The organism is Zobellia sp. 1_MG-2023 (assembly GCF_030549125.1).
Classification (GTDB): Bacteria; Bacteroidota; Bacteroidia; order Flavobacteriales; family Flavobacteriaceae; genus Zobellia; species Zobellia russellii.
Map to the genome: position 1 here is coordinate 45355 of NZ_JAUOSY010000013.1, position 19995 is coordinate 65349.

Below are 19995 nucleotides of genomic sequence, written 5' to 3' on the forward strand. Positions count from 1 at the left end.
CTAGGCTAGAATTTCTTTGATGATATTCCCTTCTACATCGGTTAGTCTAAAGGGTCTACCCTGAAATTCATAAGTAAACTCTTCATGGTCAAAGCCAAGTAGGTGTAAAATAGTAGCATGTACGTCATGGACCGATACACGACCTTCAATTCCAGAGAAACCAATATCGTCCGTTTGTCCGTGTGAAGCTCCTTTTTTGATGCCTCCACCGGCCATCCACATGGTAAAGGCATCGCCATGATGGTCACGCCCTTTAAAAGGCATTTTTTTGTTTCCCCTGTTTTCTTGCATGGGCGTTCTACCAAATTCGCCACCCCATACAATTAGAGTATCGTCTAGGAGTCCACGTTGTTTTAAATCCATGATCAGGGCGGTTATAGGTCTGTCTATTTGCCTGCATTTGTTTCGGAGTCCTTTATCAATAGATCCGGAACGAATTACACCATGGCTATCCCAACCCCAATCGAACAATTGAACGAAACGTACACCGTCCTCAACCAATTTTCTAGCAAGTAGGCAATTATTCGCAAAAGACTCTTTACCCGGTTCCACACCGTACATTTCTTTAATATGTTCAGGTTCGTTATTGATGTTCATTACTTCCGGGACCGCTATTTGCATGCGATAGGCCATTTCGTATTGGTTGATACGAGCCAGAATTTCCGGGTCTGCGTACTTGGCGTACTCCTCCTTGTTTATTTTGGTAATGGCATCTATAGTACTTTTCTTCAAGTCTCTAGAAATCCCATCGGGGTCTTCAAGATAAAGTACAGGGTCTCCTTTAGAGCGGCATTGTACCCCTTGGTAGACCGAAGGTAGAAATCCGCTTCCCCAGACACTTTTTCCGGCATCCGGAGTGTTTCCGCCGGAGGTCAAAACAACAAAACCGGGTAGGTTCTGATTTTCTGAACCTAAACCATAGGTGGCCCATGAACCAATACTAGGGCGACCTAAACGGGTACTACCCGTATGCATAAAAAGTTGTGCGGGGCCATGGTTGAACTGATCGGTATGCACAGCCTTTAAAAAGGCGACATCGTCTACTACCTTTTTAAAATGGGGCATAAAGTTCGAAACCCAATTGCCAGATTCTCCTTCTTGTTTGAATTTGGCCTGTGGTCCCATTAATTTTGGAGTACCTTTTATAAAGGCGAATTTTTTCCCGGCCAAAAGGGATTCTGGGCAATCTTGACCGTCTAGTTTATGTAAAGTTGGTTTGTAATCGAACATTTCAAGTTGCGAAGGTGCTCCCGCCATGTGCAGGTAAATAACCGATTTTACCTTAGGGCCATAATGAGGAGCTAAAGTTGCCAATGGGTTAAGATCACGCTCGGAAAAAGTAGAAGCTGATTTTTTGCCCTGCTTGGTTAACGGGTCACACCCCATAAAAATGGAACTTAGCGCCAATCCGCCCAGTCCTTGGGCACAACTTTTTATAAAGTGTCTTCTTGTTTTTTCCTGTGCTTCTCTAGCCAAGTGTTCTTGAACCAGTCTTTCTATTTGGTCTTTCATGGCCTATACTTTTGTTAAAAATTCATCTAAGTTCATAATGGCGTTGGCCACGATGGTAAGGGCACCGAGTTCTGCCGTTGGCTTTTCTTCAAACTGAAGAAATAGTTCATAAGCTTTGCTATTTTTATTGAATTCCGCTAAGGAGGTGCGGTAGAGGGTTTTTAGCGCCTCTAGCCTGTTGGGACTTATTTCTTTAAAAGTTGCTCTTTTATAACTTAAGGCAATACTTTGGTCAATATCATTTTCTCTGTAATTGTTTTTCGCCAAATGGTAAGCAGTTTCCAAATAAACGGGGTCGTTCAAGGTAACCAGAGCCTGTAATGGGGTATTGGTAACCGTTCTTCTAATAGTAGCAACCTCGCGGCTACCGGCATCAAAAGTCAAGAAAGAAGGGTAGGGGCTTGTTCGCTTTAAAAAAGTGTAGATACCCCTGCGGTAGCGATCTTCGCCTTTGCTTTCAATCCATTGGGCATCGCTGTAAACGGTTTGCCAAACGCCATCGGGCTGAGGAGGCATTAGCCCTGGGCCGTTCATTTTACTGCTTAAGAGATTGGATACGGCCAAAGCTTGGTCCCTGATCTGTTCCGCTCCCAAACGCATTCTAGGGCCACGGGCATAAAGTTCATTTTCAGGGTCTATTTCATACATTTCAGGGTTGCTTTCGGAACTTTGGCGGTAGGTGCCGGACATCACAATTTCTTTTATCAGCTTTTTCATGCTCCAGTTGTGTTCGTTCATAAACCGCAGTGAAAGCCAATCTAACATTGCAGGATGTGAGGGCGCGTCCGATTGAGAACCAATGTCTTCTACAGTAGATACAAGGCCTCTGCCATAGATTTGATGCCAGATTCTATTTACAAGTGTACGTGCTGTTAAAGGGTTTTTCTTGTCTACGATCCATTGTGCAAGACCTAAGCGGTTGGAAGGCCAATCTGTGTTCCATGCATTAAGGCTCTCTGGGGTGCCCGGTTCTACAGTATCAGTTTTTGACATCCAGCTGCCACGATCAAAAACTTGCGTTGTGCGCTTCATGTAATCTGGATTTTCCACCATGATAGGTACCGTTGGTGTTTTCACGTTAAGTGCTTCCATGAGATTGGTTCCTATTTCTTTATATCCGTTTTGACCTTCGCCCGGTAAATCGGGAAGAAACGCTACCCAATACAAATTCATAAGATTTGCTTCTTTCTTGGTATTGGCGTTATGGGTTTCGATATAAATATCGCCCTGACGGTCTATTTTTTTAATAGGAAAACGGGCCGTGGTATTCTGTTTTTGTTTGTTGATGGTGAATTCACCAATAATGGGACCCTGGGCATTCTTTTCACGAATGATCATTTTTGTTCCATCATAATGCGAACGATAGTTGAGGTACACATAACCGGCATTGTTGGTGTATCCGTTTTCTATGATGCAGTTTCCTTTGTCCCAAAGAACTACCGAAGCATGATCATCGTAAGAACCATTGTTGATTTCCTTGAAAAAATGCGATTTATAAACAGGTTCTATAAATTGCAGAAAATTCTTGTAGGTTCTGGCCTGCGCTTCACCTCCATGTGTTTTGGCCCAATTGATTACCCTGTCTACTTTTTGCTGTTGTTCGGGCGTATAGAATTTGAGAACGGGAGATTCACCGGGCGTGTCTTCGTCTCGCGAATTGTTGAAAAAGGCCATCAACTTATAATATTCCTCGTATTTGAATGGATCATATGGATGGCTATGACATTGTACACAGCCCATGGTGGTACTCTGCCAAACCTCAAAAGTGGTATTCAAACGATCAATAACGGTAGCCACCCGATACTCCTCATCATCAGTGCCGCCTTCGTCGTTGTTCATTGTATTTCTGTGGAATGCCGTTGCTATGAGTTGGTCGGGAGAAGGGTCTGGTAATAGGTCTCCCGCTAATTGTTCAATGGTAAATTGATGGTAAGGAAGGTCTCGGTTAAAAGCTTCTATGACCCAATCACGGTATCTCCAAATACTTCGCTCCAAATCTTTTTCATAACCTTTGGAGTCTGCGTACCTAGCCAAATCCAACCACCAAGTGGCCCATTTTTCACCGTAAGTCTTTTTGTTAAGTAAAGTGTCTACCAAGCCTTCATAGGATAAATCTCCAGACTCAAAACGATTGAGCAATTTTTGACTAGGCGGAAGCCCCACGATGTCTAAGGATAGCCTTCTGGCAATTATATTTTTTTCTGCGGAAGGATTGGGTTGTAGTTCTTTTTCGTTTAGTCGGGAAAGGATAAAACGGTCAATATCATTTTTTACAAAACTGGAAGCACTTTCAGAAGCAAAACTCGCTTCCATATTGACTTTAGGAACTTCTACTTTTTGGGGAAGTGAATACGCCCAATGTTGCCCCCATTTAGCACCTTCATCTATCCAGCGGGTCAATAGCTCAATCTCTTCGTCTGTAAGTCTGGGTTTCTCGTAAGGCATGCGAAGCTCAGGGTCTTCTTCATGTAGTCTTTTTATCATCTCACTACCCGCAGCATTACCGGGTATTATAGCCGCTACGCCCGATTCCGTTTTGGCAAAAGCTTCATTTTCAAAAAGAAGACTAAAGCCGCCACTCTTTTTAACACCGCCATGACAAGTAATACATTTATTGTTGAGGATAGGTTTTATTTGAGTGCTAAAATCAACGGGAGGTGAAGATTGACAAGCATTGAAGAGTACTACACTCATTACCATGGAAAGATACTTGAGGCAATTATGTAATGATTTTTTTTTCATAACCGGGTGTTGTGTTCAGCTCAAAATAGACTTCAATATAGAAAACTTAAAAAATTAAGACCTTGGAAATCTACGCAACGTGTGCAACATACTTTGTATTGAGTTAAAGGCTATTTATGGAAAAATCCCCCAAAGCCTAAATTCAAATAATTAAAATTAAAAGAGGAGAATTACCGGTAACGTAATAATGTATTTGGCACTAAAGGTGCTTTGTAGTTGTTAAAATATGAAAAATAAGAAGATAAAACAGAGATATAAACAGTGAATTTGCGATTTAAGATTGCAAATCCGTAATAGGCGAAAAATGGGTCAAACGAAAAGAGCCAATTCATCTAGATGAATTGGCTCAATTATATAAAGTGAAGTAAAGTTTTACTGTTTTAATTGTACTGTTTTATTGTCACCATCAACAACAACGGAAGTAAGTCCGTGTTTTGATAATGCCTTCATGGATTTGTCCCATTTCTTGCCGCTTAGTCCAGCTTTGGTCTTCAGTTCTGCCAAGTCCATTTCACCAGTAGGTTTTAAAAGGGCAACAATTGCTTTTTCCTCATCCGTAAGTTCAACCGCTTTTTTCTCCGGTCTCATTTGCGGGAAGAACAATACCTCTTGTATAGAAGAATTGTTGGTCATAAGCATGACCAAACGGTCTATACCAATACCGATACCGGATGTTGGTGGCATACCGTATTCAAGGGCACGCAAGAAATCCTGGTCAATGAACATAGCCTCATCATCTCCTTTTTCGGATAATTTCAATTGCTCTTCAAAACGTTCACGTTGGTCAATTGGATCGTTCAACTCAGAATAGGCATTTGCCAATTCCTTACCGTTTACCATCAGCTCAAACCTCTCGGTAAGTGCAGGGTTATCTCTATGTTCTTTGGTAAGCGGACTCATTTCTTTTGGATAGTCCGTAATAAAAGTAGGCTGAATGTAATGATGCTCACATTTTTCGCCAAAAATCTCATCTATCAATTTACCTACCCCCATGGTTTCATCCACTTCAAGGCCAAGTTCTTTTGCTGTAGCACGAAGTTCTTCTTCGCCCATACCGGCAACATCTTTACCGGTGTGTATTTTTATAGCTTCAAGAATGGGCACACGGGCATAAGGAGCCTTAAATTCAATTTCGTTTTCACCCACTGTAATTTTAGAAGTACCGTTGGCGTCAAGAGCAATTTTCTCGAGAAGCTTTTCAGTGGTATCCATCATCCAGTTGTAATCCTTGTAGGCAACGTAGAGTTCCATTACGGTAAACTCCGGATTGTGGGTACGGTCCATACCTTCGTTACGGAAATCTTTTGAAAACTCGTAAACACCGTCAAATCCCCCTACAATCAATCTTTTAAGATAGAGTTCGTTTGCAATGCGTAAATACAATGGAATGTTCAGGGCATTGTGGTGCGTTAAAAACGGTCTTGCAGCGGCACCACCTGGTATAGGCTGTAAAATAGGGGTTTCTACCTCTAAATATCCCGCGGCATTATAAAATTCTCTAATACTGTTCGTAATCTTGGTACGCTTGATGAAGGTTTCTTTTACCTTAGGGTTGACCACCAAATCTACATACCGCTGGCGGTATCTCATTTCCGGGTCGTTAAACTCATCGTACACATTGCCTTCGGAATCCTTTTTGGGCAACGGTAACGGACGTAACGATTTGCTTAAGAGCGAAAAGTTTTTGACCATCACGGTTTTTTCGCCTACTTGTGTAGTAAAGAGTTCCCCTTCAATACCTATGATATCACCTATGTCCAACAATTTTTTGTAGACGCCATTGTAAAGGCCTTTATCTTCACCGGGACAGATTTCGTCTCGGTTAAAATATACCTGTATACGGCCTTCACTATCCTGCAACTCGGCAAAAGAAGCCTTGCCCTGAATTCTTCTGGACATTAAACGACCTGAAATGACCACCTTTTTACCCTCCTTGTAATCAGATTTAATGCTCTTTGATGTAGCATCAACAGGGTATAGTGCAGCGGGGTAGGGGTTAATGCCCAATTCGCGCAATTTGGTCAATTTTTCTCTTCTAATAATTTCTTGTTCCGAAAGTTGCATTTTTTACTATTTAAGGCTGCAAATATAAGCTATAGGTGGTTTACTATATGCATGATACAATATGAAATTACAAGCTTGGCACTTTGTTTGTTACGAGGAATGAGTTGGAGAGCGGTGAAATTTAAAATTACTGAGTTCTTTTTGCTCCGTATTCTGTAACAAATTATAGATATAAGCGTCAAAGAAGTACATCATCAATCAATAAAATAATATCAAAAATGAGTTTTTTACGTGTTTTACTGGCAATCATCTTTCCTCCGCTTGCGGTCATCGGAAAAGGTTGTGGGTCCTTTTTAATTGTTCTACTTTTGACCTTCTGTGGCTGGGTACCTGGTGTTATAGCTGCATTGGTTATTTTGAACAACCCCAATTAAAATCCAAACTATGAAATTTTTTAGAGCATTGGTAATCGTATTCATTACCGTATTATTCGTAGCCTGTAATTTTACGGAGGAAATACATTTTAACGAAGATGGAACGGGAAAGATGAACATTGGCTTTGACGGAAGCGAAATGCTCCAAATGCTACCTTCAACGGATTCTACGGAGCTGGAAGAAGTTATAGATTCTACCTTGGTCTTTAAAGATTTGCTACGCGATAAAAAGGATAGTATAGCCCAATTGTCTCCTGAACAGCAAGCTCAATTAAAAAAGTTAGAGCCTTTTAGCCTTCATATGTTGGTCAATGCCGAAGAAGGAATCATGAACTTTGATATGTTTACGGACTTCAAGGACGTTTCCGAAATTAACGATGCTTTTAATGCTTTTCAAAGCGCGAGTAGCATTGGTCCGGCGGCAGGAAGTAAAACCATGCCAAAAAATTCCGCTAACGAAGCTACGGAAGTGAGATATAGTTTTAAAAAGAACAAATTTAAGCGTTCCGCAGCTATTGTGGACCAAGACTTGTTCAAGCAAAGTATAGATAGCCTTTCAAGTGCCGAAATGTTCTTGTCCGGTTCTAAGTATACTTTTAAATACCATTTTCCCAAACGGGTAAAATCTACCAACGTGGAGGATGCTACATTTTCAATGGACGGAAAGACCATGATCTACGAGGTTAGTTTTATGGAAATGCTCAAAGACCCAGAGTCTATATTGATCGAGGTAGAATTAGAGAATTAGGACATTACCTTTTCATATCTTTGTATCATGAACAAAAAGGTCTTTTTACAGGATTTAGGTTTAAAGGATTATAAGGAAACTTGGGGTTACCAAGAAGCCCTGTTCAAGGAGACCGTAGATTTAAAAATAAAGAATCGTAGGGGACAAGCCAATGAACCCACACCCAATCATTTTTTGTTTGTAGAGCACCCACATGTTTACACCTTGGGCAAGAGCGGTGATTTTGCCAACCTCTTGATTAGCGAGGAAGAACTAGCTGCAAAAAACGCAAAGTTTTATAAAATCAACAGGGGAGGAGATATCACGTATCACGGCCCTGGACAAATAGTAGGTTACCCTATTTTAGATTTGGATAATTTTTTTACGGACATTCACAAATACCTGCGATTTTTAGAGGAAATGGTCATTCTTACTTTGGCTGAATATGGTTTGAAAGCCGAACGCTCCGAAGGAGAAACCGGAGTTTGGTTGGATGTGGGCACTCCGTTCGCAAGAAAAATATGCGCCATGGGCGTACGTGCCAGCCGCTGGGTAACCATGCACGGGTTTGCTTTAAACGTAAATGCGGATTTAGGTTATTTTGATTTAATGATTCCCTGTGGCATAAAGGATAAGGCCGTTACTTCTTTAAATTTAGAGTTGGGGAAACAAGAAGTAGACCTGAACGAAGTAAAAGAAAAGTTGCTGAAACATTTTGAAAGTCTCTTTGAGGCAGAATTGATAAAGGAAAAAACCACGGCATGAGCCGTGGTTTTTTCCTTTAATCTTAATCAAAAGCCCATACATCGTTCATGTAACGATCTTCACTTGAAGAGCCTCCAATGACCCATAATTTGTTGTCAAAAACAGCGGTGGTATGATAAGTTCTTCTTGAGAAAGAAGCCGCATCAGTAGCTTCTGTCCAGGTGATGCCGTCGTCGCTGTACCAAACGTCATTTTTGAGTGTTCCATCATAACCCGCAATGATCCATAATTTGTTGTCAAAAACAGCGGTGGTATGAGACTCTCTGGCCGAGAACGGGGCCGGAACGGTAGCCTCGCTCCAGGTAACCCCATCTGCGCTGTACCAAACGTCATTTTTTCTAGATGTTGCATCAATTCCTCCAATGACCCATAATTTGTTGTTAAATACAACGGTATCATGAGAATCTCTGGCGGAAAACGGAGCATCTGCCGTAGCTTCGGTCCAGGTAAACCCATCGGTACTGAACCAAACATCATTTTTGAGCCTTCCATCATTGCCCCCAATGACCCACAATTTGTTATCGAATACAACTGTGGTGTGATAATATCTGGCGGAAAACGGGGCATCTGCCGTAGCTTCGGTCCAGGTAATGCCATCGGCGCTGTACCAAACGTCATTTTTTCTAGATGTTCCGTCAATTCCCCCAATGACCCATAATTTGTTGTCAAAAACAGCGGTGGTGTGAATACTTCTTGCGGAAAAAGGGGCCGCATTGGTAGCCTCGGTCCAGGTAAGACCATCTGCGCTATACCAAACATCATTTTTATTTGTATCGTCATAACCACCAATGACCCACATCTTGTTGTCAAAAACAGCAGTGGTATGACTAGACCTTCCCGAGAAAGCAGCAGCAGCGGTTACTGGGGTGTTATCAAATTTTAGCCCCCTTACGCTAAATTCGTTAACCGTGCTGTTCATCGTGGCATTTTCGGGATCCTTGGCTACCACTTTCCAGTAATAGAAGTCATAGGTATGCAGGCGCTCTGTTACTTCAAAAGAGGTACTGGTAAGGTCTGCCGTGTATAGTTCAGTAGGGTCTTCTTCTTTGCCCAAATACAGGTCGTAGGTGATGGCATCCCCATCTGGGTCTGTAGCGGCCTGCCAACTAAAAGTAGGGTATACGTCTACACCAACGGCACCGTCCGTTACCCCGATCAAATTAAATGGCTCGGGTGCGAGGTTAGCAGGTTCTTCTTCTTCTTCTTCTTCTTCTTCTTCTTCGCTAGGATTTTCCTCCTCTTTGGGTTGTTCTTCCGCAGCCGGGGGTGGAGCTTCCGGCCCATCGTCTTTGGAACAAGCGGCGTTTAGTAGAAACATACCTAACAGTAGAACGAGATAGAATGTTGATGGTGTTTTCATAATATTTTTTTTAGGGTGATACGTTTAGTTTCACTTTAATGGTAGCGGAAAGTAAAGGTTAACATTAGGGTGTAAAAAAACCTCAGTGTGAGCCGAGGTTCCTCGTCTTCTGGGTGTAAAAGCAGGCCTTTGATACTTCTTTATAACGGCTGGCTAACAGATTAGGTTCTTTACTCATGGTTCACGATTAGTTTTTAGAATCTTCTGATTTAGCATCATTTAACATCTTATTGACCTTTGCTTTGAGTTCTTCTTTCTTTGTGGGGTCGTTGCCTAAATCAATTATTTCGTATTGTTCAGTAAGGGACTGCTTCATTTCATCTGACATATCCATGTTTTCTATCAACTCAAGATAGTTGGTCGCATCGCCTACGGGGTTATCCGCTCCCGCTCCCATCAGATTAAAAACTTCACCAAAGACCTTTGTCTGCTCGTCTAGAAGGTTCATTTGTTTAGTGGTATCTGTTTTTGATTTGTCTTGAGTTTGCTGCGCTTGGCAAAATGTAGTTAAGCCAAGGGCGACTATTGTAAGTGTTATTTTAATTGTTTTCATTGGTTTTTGTTTTGTTTAGTGTTAAAGAATATTACTCATGCCTTTATTTACAGCGTTTTATAAAAACGTTTCTCTTGGATAGAATTTGCACGGAAAGATAAAAGTGGATATAAACCTCAAACCTGGATTAACATTTATGTTTTATCTGCTTAATATGCTATACCATAATAATCACAAACAGCGTAGTAATCATTTATATCGATTCCATTATTTGAAAGTTCTTTTTTAGTGTATTCAAAAGAGTTTTTAATTGATGGTGAACTAGCATTTTTACCGGTTGCTGTATTGGATGGAATAATTACATATCGAAAACGGACTCCTTTATTTTCTGGGTTTAAAGCATCTGGTTCCCAGAGATACTCTCTTGGACTTAAATTCCGAGAATATGAAGTTATTTTAACGTACATCTTATAAAAAGTAGGCCTTATATCAATAGTGATGGACTTGTCTATTGTTTGTCCGTCAATATGATAGCGATAGTAGGGAATGTGGTAAACATGGGAATAAGATGAATTATTTTCATATTGATCATAGTAATAAACCAGTAGTACATCTTCATTTACGTTGTAATTACTTAGTGGTAGGGGTAAGGTCTTATGGCTATCACTACTACTCGTAAAATCTGATTCTGTGGGTTGGAACCAATCGGAGGCTACTACATTGGCATTACCGTCTTTACCATCAACTCCATCTTCACCATCTTGCCCAGGTTCTCCTTGTATTCCTTGTTCCCCTTGCAGTCCGTCTGACCCTGGGTCACCATCTTTTGAACATCCAATGGCCACAAGGCCAATACCTAGAAAAATGTAGGATAAAAATTTTAAAGTAGTTTTCATAATATGTAGAATTTGTTTACGGCTTTTAATGAAACCAGAAATAAAAGGTTAACGACCTCGTATAATTTCTTTTTAAAAGAGGTTGTGATTTTTGGGGTATGCTCATTTAGTGAGGTAAAACCAGCTTTTAAATTGCAATTGAATTTTCCATACTGGTTCGGATACTTTTAATTGTTTCAATTGGATTTTTTTAATATTGAAACAGTATAGTCATGAGTAACAATAGGGTAATGACGAAGGCTGTTATGAATATCCACTTTAACAATTCTAATTTTTCATAAGTGTTCATAATTTTCATTTTTCGGTTCATTATTTAATATGAAAACTTAGAAAGAGGTTAACATGACTGCTACTTTTTATTTTTTAATTGCTACTATATCCTTTCTGAAATTATTAGCTCGTTTTCAGGGTGGGCAAACAAAAAATGTTAAATTAGATGCCACCGCTGTTAACCTTCTCATTAGATATGCATTAAATGGAAAATATACAGGCAGAAATAACGCTTGAAGATTTACGAAAAGGGTCTGATATTCTTTTAAAAAAGGTGTATGAGTCCAATCGCACAAAATTTTTGAATTATGCGAGGCGCTACAACCTTTCTGAAGAAGAAAATATAGATGTATATCAAGATGCCTATATTATTTTCTATGATAATGTCATGAGCGGAAAACTAGAAAGCTTAACCAGCAGTATTTCTACATACCTGTTTTCTATTGGCAAATATTTAATTTTTGACAAGATGAGAAAGAATAAAAAAATGGTAAGTGGTGATTATGATTTATCAAGGGTTGAAGAAACAGATGAGCAGGTAAATACCTTTGATTTGAAAAGACCCGATCTTTCCGAAGAACAGGTTTTATTGAAAAAGCACTTTAGTACTCTAGGCGAAAAATGCCAGCAATTGTTGACTCTTTTTTATTACTGGGGTTATACCATAAAAGAGATTATGGAGGCTGAAAATTATAATAATGAGAATGTGGTCAAAGCGGCCAAATCGCGTTGCATGAAAACGCTTAGAGAAAAAATCCAAGCAAATACCTACTAATCATGGATAAAGAACTTTTGTTGTATAATTATTTTTCCAACCAATTGACGGTTGAACAGCAGCATCAATTTGAGGAGTTGTTGAAAACGGATATCGGTTTCAAGAAACAATTCGACTTTGAAAATAACTTAAAGGGAGTTATTAGAGAGAAAGAAAATGAAAACCTAAAGGCTAAGCTAAAAGGTTTTGAAAAGGAGATAGAAAGTGCTACACCGGTGCGTCAATTACCTGGAACAAACTATAGGAAATGGGCCATGGCAGCATCTATTGCGTTGTTGATAGGTTTAGGTTGGTTGGGATACAATAGTTTTTCAGGACCCGATTATGAAAACCTGTACCGGGAGAACTTTCAGGAATACCCCAATACGGTTTATGCAATAACGCGTGGCACTGAGACCGATAGTTCTCTAGAGCTTAAGGCATATGTAGCCTACGAAACGAACGATAATGCTAAAGCAATTCAACTTTTTACTGAACTAAAAGAAACCTATGATTCTGAAAATGTCAATTTTTATTTGGCGCAATCCTATTTAGAAAACAACCAGTTACCGGAAGCTATATCTTACTTTGAAGAAGTTGCACAACATGATGGGGAATTTGCTCCACAAGCATTGTGGTACGTTGCGTTATCTTATGTTAAGGCAGAACAGAAAGACAAAGCTATAGCATCTTTGAAACTTCTGATTGCAGATGGCCGCTATCAAAAGGATAAGGCAATGGTACTTTTAGATGAACTTGAGTAATTCTAAATTATTCTCTATTTCTTTCTTTTGAATAACTGATAAGCCACAATAAGCAATAAGATGCCAAGAAGGGCCCAAATCCAAGATGACAGTAGTCCAGTTTGATTTGTTATCGGGCTATTATCCCCAATTACTATAAGGGCGCTCCAGTAGGCCGGAGCAATAGCACTCTCGCGATATTTTTGAATATAGTTCAGTTTTGCTTGTCGCATAGCGGCAGATTTCGTGGCACCTTTGGCAAGTTCTGTATAAAATGAGGTAATCAATTCTTTACTGCTCTTGTCGTAAGTGGACCATAATGAGGACACCACACTTCTTGCTCCGGAATGGAAAAAGCCCCTGGCCAAACTCATTGCGCCCTCTCCTTTTTTAAGCTCTCCAATTGAGGTGTTGCACGCACTCAAAACAACCATTTCAGCTTGGTTTTTTGTGGCATAAATTTCATTCAAGAACATTTTATCATCGTTAAAAGCAATCCACGGGTCTTCGCTTTGCCCAACATCGGCATGGGTAGATAAATGTACGATTCGGTAATCCTCAAAATTATTGACAAAAGCCGATTTTGTAGCCTCGACCTTCAAGGCTATATCTCCGGGAAATATCTTCTGAACTTCTTCTATTTCGGAACCGCTGAATATCAAGTTGGGAAGTCCTAAGCTAGCAAATTGAACAGGAGCTATTCCATAAAATTCTTTGCTGGGTGAACTAGAAACACGGGTTTTAGCTTCTAAGTAAGACATAGAATAGGCATATCTAACCTCCGTGTCCTCAATAAAAAATCTTACCGGATTGGTATTAGCAACAAAGGCTTCAAAGGGAATCTGTTGTAGAATATGGTCAGATATAATCGTTAACTTTTTGTTTTTTACTTGTTCATAAACCTGTTCAGGAACCAATTGTTGAAAAACATGATTAGAAAGCTGATTGTATGTTGCAAGTCCCGCCCTATCCATAGTCAAGTTGGTCAGTTGACCATAAAGTTGAATAATATCTTGATTCAGATTTTCTGTGTTTTTTAGCTTGAAAAACAGTGTATCGTCTACAGTGGTTAAAAGGGCATAGCCTTGTTCGTCGTTCAAGATATATTGTAACACTACTTCATCCTGAGAGATAAACTTTTTTTTAAATTCGGGATAGGGGATGATGAACGCTTGTTTGCTCAATTTTTCATATTCGGGAAATACACTGCTTAAAGAATCTTTAAAAGTGGAATACGTATTTTTATGATTATATATTATGGATTTTAAATTTAAAAGCGTGTCTTGAGATTTCGTGTTACTATTCTTCAATTTACTTTCTGCTAAGAATATAGACTGCTTCAACTCGTATTCCCGTTGTATGGTTTCTTTTGGTAGCCGAGTAATATCTTTTGCTTGTTCAGCAGTAATATCTTCTAGTAATAGTAGCGCTTTATTTCGCTCCATAAAATAAAAAGCATCTTGTGGTTTATTGAGGAGATAACATACTTCCACAGCCTTTGTGTATAGCGAAGCTCCCTTTTCTCGCCAGAAAAGTTTAGATTTATTCTCGGTGCTTTCTGAGCGAATAATATCTACTAGCTTATCTGCCAATGAAAATGTAGTTAGTGAATAGTCTAGGTGCATAGTGTTATTATCATATTTGTAATAATTCAGCCAGCAGTTCGCCTTTGCAATTAAATGGTTTAACAGATAGAGTTTAGTTGTAGAAATTTCTAAGTCTTCAGATGTAGGCTGGTTTCGACCATCTATTTTGTTGTTTTTTTTCGTTGTCCAAACAATTGCTTTTTGGTAGTAAAATAAGGCCTTTTTAAAATCGTTTTGAGCGTGGTGCAAATCACCTCTAATTTCGTAGGTTCTAGAATTATCAGGGTTATATAGTTCTGCTTTGAACAAATAATTAGCTGCTGTTGAGAAATCCTTTAATTGTATATGTGATTTGGCAAGACTATTTAAAACTAAATTTATGTCATAGGAATATAAGTTGGCAGAATCTTTCAATACTTTTTTATGGTAGATAATAGCTTCGCTATACTGCCCTGTTTCTAATAAGCGGTCTCCTTCTGTATGGTTGATATCATCTCTTAAATAAAAATCCTCTATTTCTGATTTTTGTAACAATATGTCAGCAAGTTGTAGGTGGTTTTTAATTTTCGAAGAATGTTCTTTAATACCCATTTCAGAATAGATAGTTGCTATATCTAAATGAATTTCGATTAAAGTGTGTTCATGTCCTGGTGTTTTTTCGTAAAATAGGATTGCTTGGTTTAAATATGTTAGCGCTTTATAAAAGTCGCCCATTTGGAAATAGAGCATACCTAGGTATCTATTTCCTTTTTCCACTAATCGTATATCTTTTCCTGAATCTATAAGTAGTTGATAGTAATCTTCAGCGATAAAAATTTTTCCAATTAAATAGTTATAATAGGCAAGATTAAAGATGCTTTTTTCTATAGAACCTTCTTTTAAATTGCTAATATCCTTTTTTAAGGACAACGCTTTTTCTGTAAAAACTATCGCTTTTTGCATATTAAGAATTCCACCATGCTCCCACCAGTTGTTTTGATACCACTTACTTCCCAAATCATGGTAAAAGTCAGCCAGTTTTTGATCAGCCAATTGTAGCTCTCTTATGTGAACTAAGGAATCTATTTTTGTTTGTCGCGTTTCTAAAGATGTCCCAGAATCTATAATTTTAATTAATTCTTGGTCTTGCGAATAACAGAAGCTTATTAAAAAGAGTAAATAGATGGTTAACTTTTGTTTCATAAATTGTACGAGGGTAACACATAATGTTGATTCACAAGTGAATATATAAAAAAAATCCACCTTACTATAGAAGCCAGATGGATTAAATGGAGGTTAAACCCTAATTATTATTGAAGTTTTACATAAGTACCATTTGCTATAAATGAAATTAGATTATTGGAGTAATGAACGGTGCCGTAAGAATTATTTAGAAAATTGGATTTTAAATCTTTTGGGTCCGGTTTTCCTTTTTCAAGAGATGTTGTTCCCAATAACCCTGTAACGTAGGCAGTACTAAAAGAGGTGCCCTCTATATCACTGTAGCTTGTATTTCCAAAAGATACTAACCAACCATCATAGGGAGCAGCCACATCTATACTTGTAGTTCCAAAATTCGAGTCTGGATGCATAAGCATTCTAGCGTTAGGATTACTATTGTATTTATAACCACCCACACCCAAATTATACTCTGTGGCAAACCCGGACGGGAAGTGTTTTTTAGGTCCATAATCCGTATCCAGACCATCGTTACCCGCCGAAGTAATTACAAGTGCACCTGTTTGGCCTAGTTCGTGGATTATAGTGTTTAAAAGGCTATTTGAGTCAAAAAGAATACTGTCTATACTTTTGCCAAAGCTAGCATTTACCAAATCAATAGCACCACCTTCTTCTTGTACTTTTTGAATGTATCCAAAAGCGCATACTACATTCCAATACGATCCTTCACCATTTTCTTTGAAAGCTTTAATGGGCAGAATATTATAATCGTACTGTTTGTTATCTAATGTTGTGGTAATTATTTTGGTTACCAATGAACCATGTCCGTTGTAGTCAAATACATCATTTGGCGCCCCCTCATCAGTAAAGTTCCACCCGGTTATGCTGCTTTGGCAATTTAGTAAAGTAGATGTGTCGAATAAATAGGATTTTTTAAAAGGATTGGCTGTAAACGGTTGCCCATAGTCTATGCCGCTGTCTATAATAGCTATATTTATTCCGTCTTTAGCTGTAGTGGAAATTAGATTTGCTTCAATTTGGCCGGCTGCACCTTTTGTTTCATAACCTTTGATGGGCTCCACTTTCATATCAAATAAGAAATCACCTTCTGCTGCTGATCTTCTGCGCAATCTTTCAACCGCAAATTCAACAGTTTCTACATTTGGATCAATACCCCATAGCTCCAAATTAGGGTCGCCACAAGAACATAGTTCAAAATTCTTTTCAACTCCAAAATCTTTTCGAATATCAATTTTATCGGATTCGGAAAGGTTGTTTTTAAACCGAACTATTATCTGCGAGTCAGAATACCCATTTCTTGTAGCAAAGTTTTCCCCTTTGCTATAATCATCTTTAATGGAACCACTAAAATCTTCTAGTTTCGTACAAGATGTCAATACAAGTCCGGTTAGTAATAAGAGTGTAATTTTCATTTTCATAATAAGGGTTTAAAGGTTGATTCTTCTTTACTTAATGTTCTTAGGTGAAAAAGGTTAACAGTTTGTTCTATTTTGAATAAGAAGTAAGTTCAGATGTACTGATTAAATTACCATTGTCCTTGTAAGATTCCTGTTTTATCATACCAACACCTTCTGCAAGCCATAGTTTAGATTTCATTTTAATAGTGGCTCCCATGGTTTTTGTGGTGCTGTTTTCGGTGATCAAATAACAATCAAAGGTACCTGCAGGAGTGGTCACGCTTTCTTTCTTTTCTACTTTTCTATTGGTTTGGTCTACGGAAACGTTCATGTTAATACCAGACATGCTCATAGCAATGGCAACGTTGGCGTCCGCTAATTCTTGACCGATAGTGAGGTCATTGGGCAATTCTATATCCGTGCCCGAAATATCCATTTCCAATCCCATTTCTGAATATTGTTGCATCATTTGAGAGGGAAAAAGCGATTTGTAATCAACTGTAACCAATCCGTTTTCACAGGTAAATGAATAATTACTTTTAAACACTTCTTTGTCTTTTTTATCTAAGAACTGCATATCAAAAGTAGCAGCGGAGGCAGCTCCTTCTTGCCGAACATCGGTTATGGTGTATTTTACGGTGCCATCTGTCTTTCCTTTTTTATCGTAATTGGTGTAAGCGAACGTACTACCTTCTTCTAGGGGATAGAATTTACTGCAATTTTCTTGTGCAAAAGTGACGTTCATAGTGAAGAAGCATAATAAGGTAATCAATAACGGGGTTTTCATAGTGTTCATTTTATGTTTTTATAGTTTGATAAATTCTACGCGTCGGTTTTGCGCTTTGCCATCGGGTGATGAATTGTCGCCAACAGGCTCAGTTTCACCTTTACCTTCTGTTGTTAATCTGTCTGAAGATACGTTATATACTGATATTAAGGCATTTTTGACAGCTTCAGCTCTGCTTTGAGATAGGCTCATGTTTTTACTGTCGTCACCATCGGCATCAGTGTGCCCAACAATTTTTAACTTTATGGAACTATCCTGCTGAAGAACTTGATAAATCTGGCGAATGATGCCCATAGATTGCGGTTGAATATTGGCAGAGCCACTATCAAAAAGGATTCCGTTAGTGGATATTTTCCCGTCTGCAAGTAATTGTCTACGTAAGTCAACACCCCCTTTTGCAACTTTTATATTACCTATAAGTATAGATTCTTTCTTGGTGTCCGTTCCGCGCAGCGTAAACTTAACACCTTCCATTTGCACACTGGCCGGTAAAAGCCTTGGTACATCTATATATTTGGTTTCGTTTATCCATAGTCTAAATCGCTGTTTGTTGACCGCCACGGAAACATGGTGTTTCTTATTTACAATATTTCGGATATCTGCACCCACGTCATTACGAATAACTCGTTTTGAGGCAATGTTGTTTTCAACCACCACCCCACGTGCAATAAACTGACAAAAAGAATATTCTACCTTGCCTAAATTGGCACCTTTTTTAAAGGTGTTGTTATCGCTTATAGTTACTCCAAAATAAGATTGAGAGGAAGTTTTACTGTCCAGTCCGGTAGCAATAACATCAAACTCCAAGGTAAATTCTTCGGGTAGATTGGTGACATCTGGAATATATGTAGTTTGGTAACCGGGTAAAATTTTCAGCCATTTATTGGATTGCCCGTCTAGGGTTACCAATTCTCCACTCCCGTTTGTATTCCAACGAGATGGAAAATCGCCCACAAAATCGTTCGAAAAATCATCTACAAAAATTGGGGTATCACCTGGTACAAAATCAAATTTACTGTACACCTTAATACCTCCTGGCTCAGTTTTACTGGATTCCTCTTGGTTATTGGGGGAATTCTCTTCGCTAGTTTGTGGGGATTCTTGTTCTCCGGGACTGTTGGAAGGATTGGTTTTAGGTTTTTTCTTTTTCTTTTTTTCGGATCCAGGTTCAAAAATACTGTCAAGGGCTTGATCCGTTTTTTCGGAGGTTTCTTTTTCTACCCTGCGTTCAACCGTTCTTTCAGCGGCTCTTTCGGCAGCTTTACCCAGTTTTCGTAAAATTTGGGCGTCACTTGTCTGGTGGGCAAAAAAGATGCACACTATGGGTAAAATAAATTTTAAGTAGTGTTCTAGTGTTTTCATGTACTTGGTATTTAATAATGTAAAAATTGTCCGTAGACCTAATGTTTACATTAATGATTAAACACCTTAAAAGGTTAACATCAAAACTAAATGAAATGGGCTTTTTAAAAGGGAGACTTGTATTTGTTGGATGTAAAAATTGTATGGATGGTATAAAATGCTTTGTAGATGGAATAAATATTACTCTTCCTACATGTAAGAAAAAATAGAAATAAATGCTTGGACTCTATTATTCGGGGAGTAACCGAAAACTTTTCCTGTGATATTTGGTAATACCATACTTCTTAATGGCCGCACGATGTTCCTTTGTAGGGTAGCCCTTGTTTTTCTTCCAGTTATACATAGGGTATTCTTCGTGAAGCACATCCATATATGCATCTCTGTAAGTCTTTGCCAAAACGGATGCTGCGGCAATGTTCATGTATTTTCCGTCGCCTTTTATTATACATTCATGTGGAATATCTTTAAAAGGCTTGAACCGGTTCCCGTCTACGATAATAAATTTGGGAGTTGTTTTTAGTTGTTCAATAGCCTTGTGCATTGCTAAAATTGAGGCATTTAAAATATTTATGGCATCAATTTCTTCTTGAAAAACATGGGAAACGGCGTAGGCTGTGCAGTTAGATTCAATTATGGGCCTTAGCACATCCCTTTTGCTGTGGGTCAGTAATTTTGAGTCGTTTAAAATGCTATTTGTAAATCCTTTGGGCAAGATTACGGCAGCGGCCGTAACTGGTCCGGCTAGACATCCTCTTCCAGCTTCATCGGTTCCAGCTTCGTTTTCAAATTTGTATCTTTCTAATAGCATTCTTCAATGGAAATTAACAGGACCGTAAAACATAATTACTTATTACAAATTACAATATAGAGGTCTCTTTTTTCTAAGAAATACAGGTCAAATCGCGTTTGTTATTTTTTTAACAAAATAAGTGTCAAATTAACATTTTATAAACAAAATTTGTGATAATATTTGGATTATTAACA

Annotated in this window: 16 protein-coding genes; 5 read left to right on the top strand and 11 right to left on the bottom strand. The window is 38.7% G+C overall.

Features of this window, described 5'->3' with window-relative positions:
- The 3 genes from Q4597_RS18935 to lysS all read right to left on the bottom strand — a co-directional run bounded on the left by Q4597_RS18935 (position 1) and on the right by lysS (position 6318).
- Positions 1–1512, bottom strand: coding sequence for a DUF1501 domain-containing protein (locus Q4597_RS18935; protein WP_303407671.1), 1512 nt, complete (start codon positions 1510–1512; stop codon positions 1–3).
- A 3-nt stretch (positions 1513–1515) separates the two neighbouring features.
- Positions 1516–4254, bottom strand: a complete 2739-nt coding sequence (locus Q4597_RS18940) for a PSD1 and planctomycete cytochrome C domain-containing protein (protein WP_303407673.1) — start codon at positions 4252–4254, stop codon at positions 1516–1518.
- A 372-nt stretch (positions 4255–4626) separates the two neighbouring features.
- Complete coding sequence (lysS, locus tag Q4597_RS18945) at positions 4627–6318, bottom strand: lysine--tRNA ligase (RefSeq protein WP_303407675.1); 1692 nt, start codon at positions 6316–6318, stop codon at positions 4627–4629.
- A gap of 218 nt (positions 6319–6536) precedes the next feature.
- Here lysS and Q4597_RS18950 point away from each other — a divergent pair, with 218 nt between their 5' ends.
- Genes Q4597_RS18950 through lipB form a run of 3 tightly spaced genes read left to right on the top strand, consistent with a single transcriptional unit; the run spans position 6537 to position 8184 of the window.
- Entirely contained in the window at positions 6537–6692 is a 156-nt protein-coding gene (locus tag Q4597_RS18950) for a YqaE/Pmp3 family membrane protein (RefSeq protein ID WP_215438162.1), read from the top strand.
- A 10-nt stretch (positions 6693–6702) separates the two neighbouring features.
- Positions 6703–7440 (top strand): hypothetical protein, encoded by a 738-nt coding sequence (locus tag Q4597_RS18955; protein WP_303407678.1) that lies wholly within the window; start codon positions 6703–6705, stop codon positions 7438–7440.
- 27 nt (positions 7441–7467) lie between these two features.
- Positions 7468–8184, top strand: coding sequence for a lipoyl(octanoyl) transferase LipB (lipB, locus tag Q4597_RS18960; protein ID WP_303407680.1), 717 nt, complete (start codon positions 7468–7470; stop codon positions 8182–8184).
- A gap of 22 nt (positions 8185–8206) precedes the next feature.
- On the opposite strand, the gene Q4597_RS18965 is transcribed toward lipB, so the two are convergent.
- From Q4597_RS18965 to Q4597_RS18975, 3 genes are all read right to left on the bottom strand, one after another.
- Positions 8207–9544, bottom strand: coding sequence for a kelch repeat-containing protein (locus Q4597_RS18965; RefSeq protein WP_303407682.1), 1338 nt, complete (start codon positions 9542–9544; stop codon positions 8207–8209).
- Between the two features lie 187 nt (positions 9545–9731).
- Positions 9732–10097: a hypothetical protein gene (locus Q4597_RS18970; protein WP_303407684.1), complete on the bottom strand. Its 366-nt coding sequence runs from the start codon at positions 10095–10097 to the stop codon at positions 9732–9734.
- A 149-nt stretch (positions 10098–10246) separates the two neighbouring features.
- Complete coding sequence (locus tag Q4597_RS18975) at positions 10247–10933, bottom strand: collagen-like protein (RefSeq protein ID WP_215913970.1); 687 nt, start codon at positions 10931–10933, stop codon at positions 10247–10249.
- 475 nt (positions 10934–11408) lie between these two features.
- On the opposite strand from Q4597_RS18975, the gene Q4597_RS18980 reads away from it, so the two are divergent.
- On the top strand, positions 11409–11978 hold the full coding sequence (locus Q4597_RS18980; protein WP_303407687.1) for an RNA polymerase sigma factor: 570 nt from the start codon (positions 11409–11411) through the stop codon (positions 11976–11978).
- A gap of 2 nt (positions 11979–11980) precedes the next feature.
- Complete coding sequence (locus tag Q4597_RS18985) at positions 11981–12721, top strand: tol-pal system YbgF family protein (RefSeq protein WP_303407689.1); 741 nt, start codon at positions 11981–11983, stop codon at positions 12719–12721.
- A gap of 14 nt (positions 12722–12735) precedes the next feature.
- Here Q4597_RS18985 and Q4597_RS18990 read toward each other — a convergent pair whose 3' ends face one another.
- The 5 genes from Q4597_RS18990 to Q4597_RS19010 form a co-directional block, all read right to left on the bottom strand.
- On the bottom strand, positions 12736–15468 hold the full coding sequence (locus Q4597_RS18990) for a CHAT domain-containing protein (RefSeq protein ID WP_303407690.1): 2733 nt from the start codon (positions 15466–15468) through the stop codon (positions 12736–12738).
- Positions 15469–15575: 107 nt separating this feature from the next.
- Complete coding sequence (locus tag Q4597_RS18995) at positions 15576–16883, bottom strand: S8 family serine peptidase (protein WP_303407692.1); 1308 nt, start codon at positions 16881–16883, stop codon at positions 15576–15578.
- Positions 16884–16950: 67 nt separating this feature from the next.
- On the bottom strand, positions 16951–17649 hold the full coding sequence (locus tag Q4597_RS19000; RefSeq protein WP_303407694.1) for a hypothetical protein: 699 nt from the start codon (positions 17647–17649) through the stop codon (positions 16951–16953).
- Positions 17650–17667: 18 nt separating this feature from the next.
- Positions 17668–19011 (bottom strand): OmpA family protein, encoded by a 1344-nt coding sequence (locus Q4597_RS19005; RefSeq protein WP_303407696.1) that lies wholly within the window; start codon positions 19009–19011, stop codon positions 17668–17670.
- A gap of 229 nt (positions 19012–19240) precedes the next feature.
- Positions 19241–19819: a ribonuclease HII gene (locus Q4597_RS19010; RefSeq protein ID WP_303407697.1), complete on the bottom strand. Its 579-nt coding sequence runs from the start codon at positions 19817–19819 to the stop codon at positions 19241–19243.
- Positions 19820–19995: the final 176 nt, after the last annotated feature.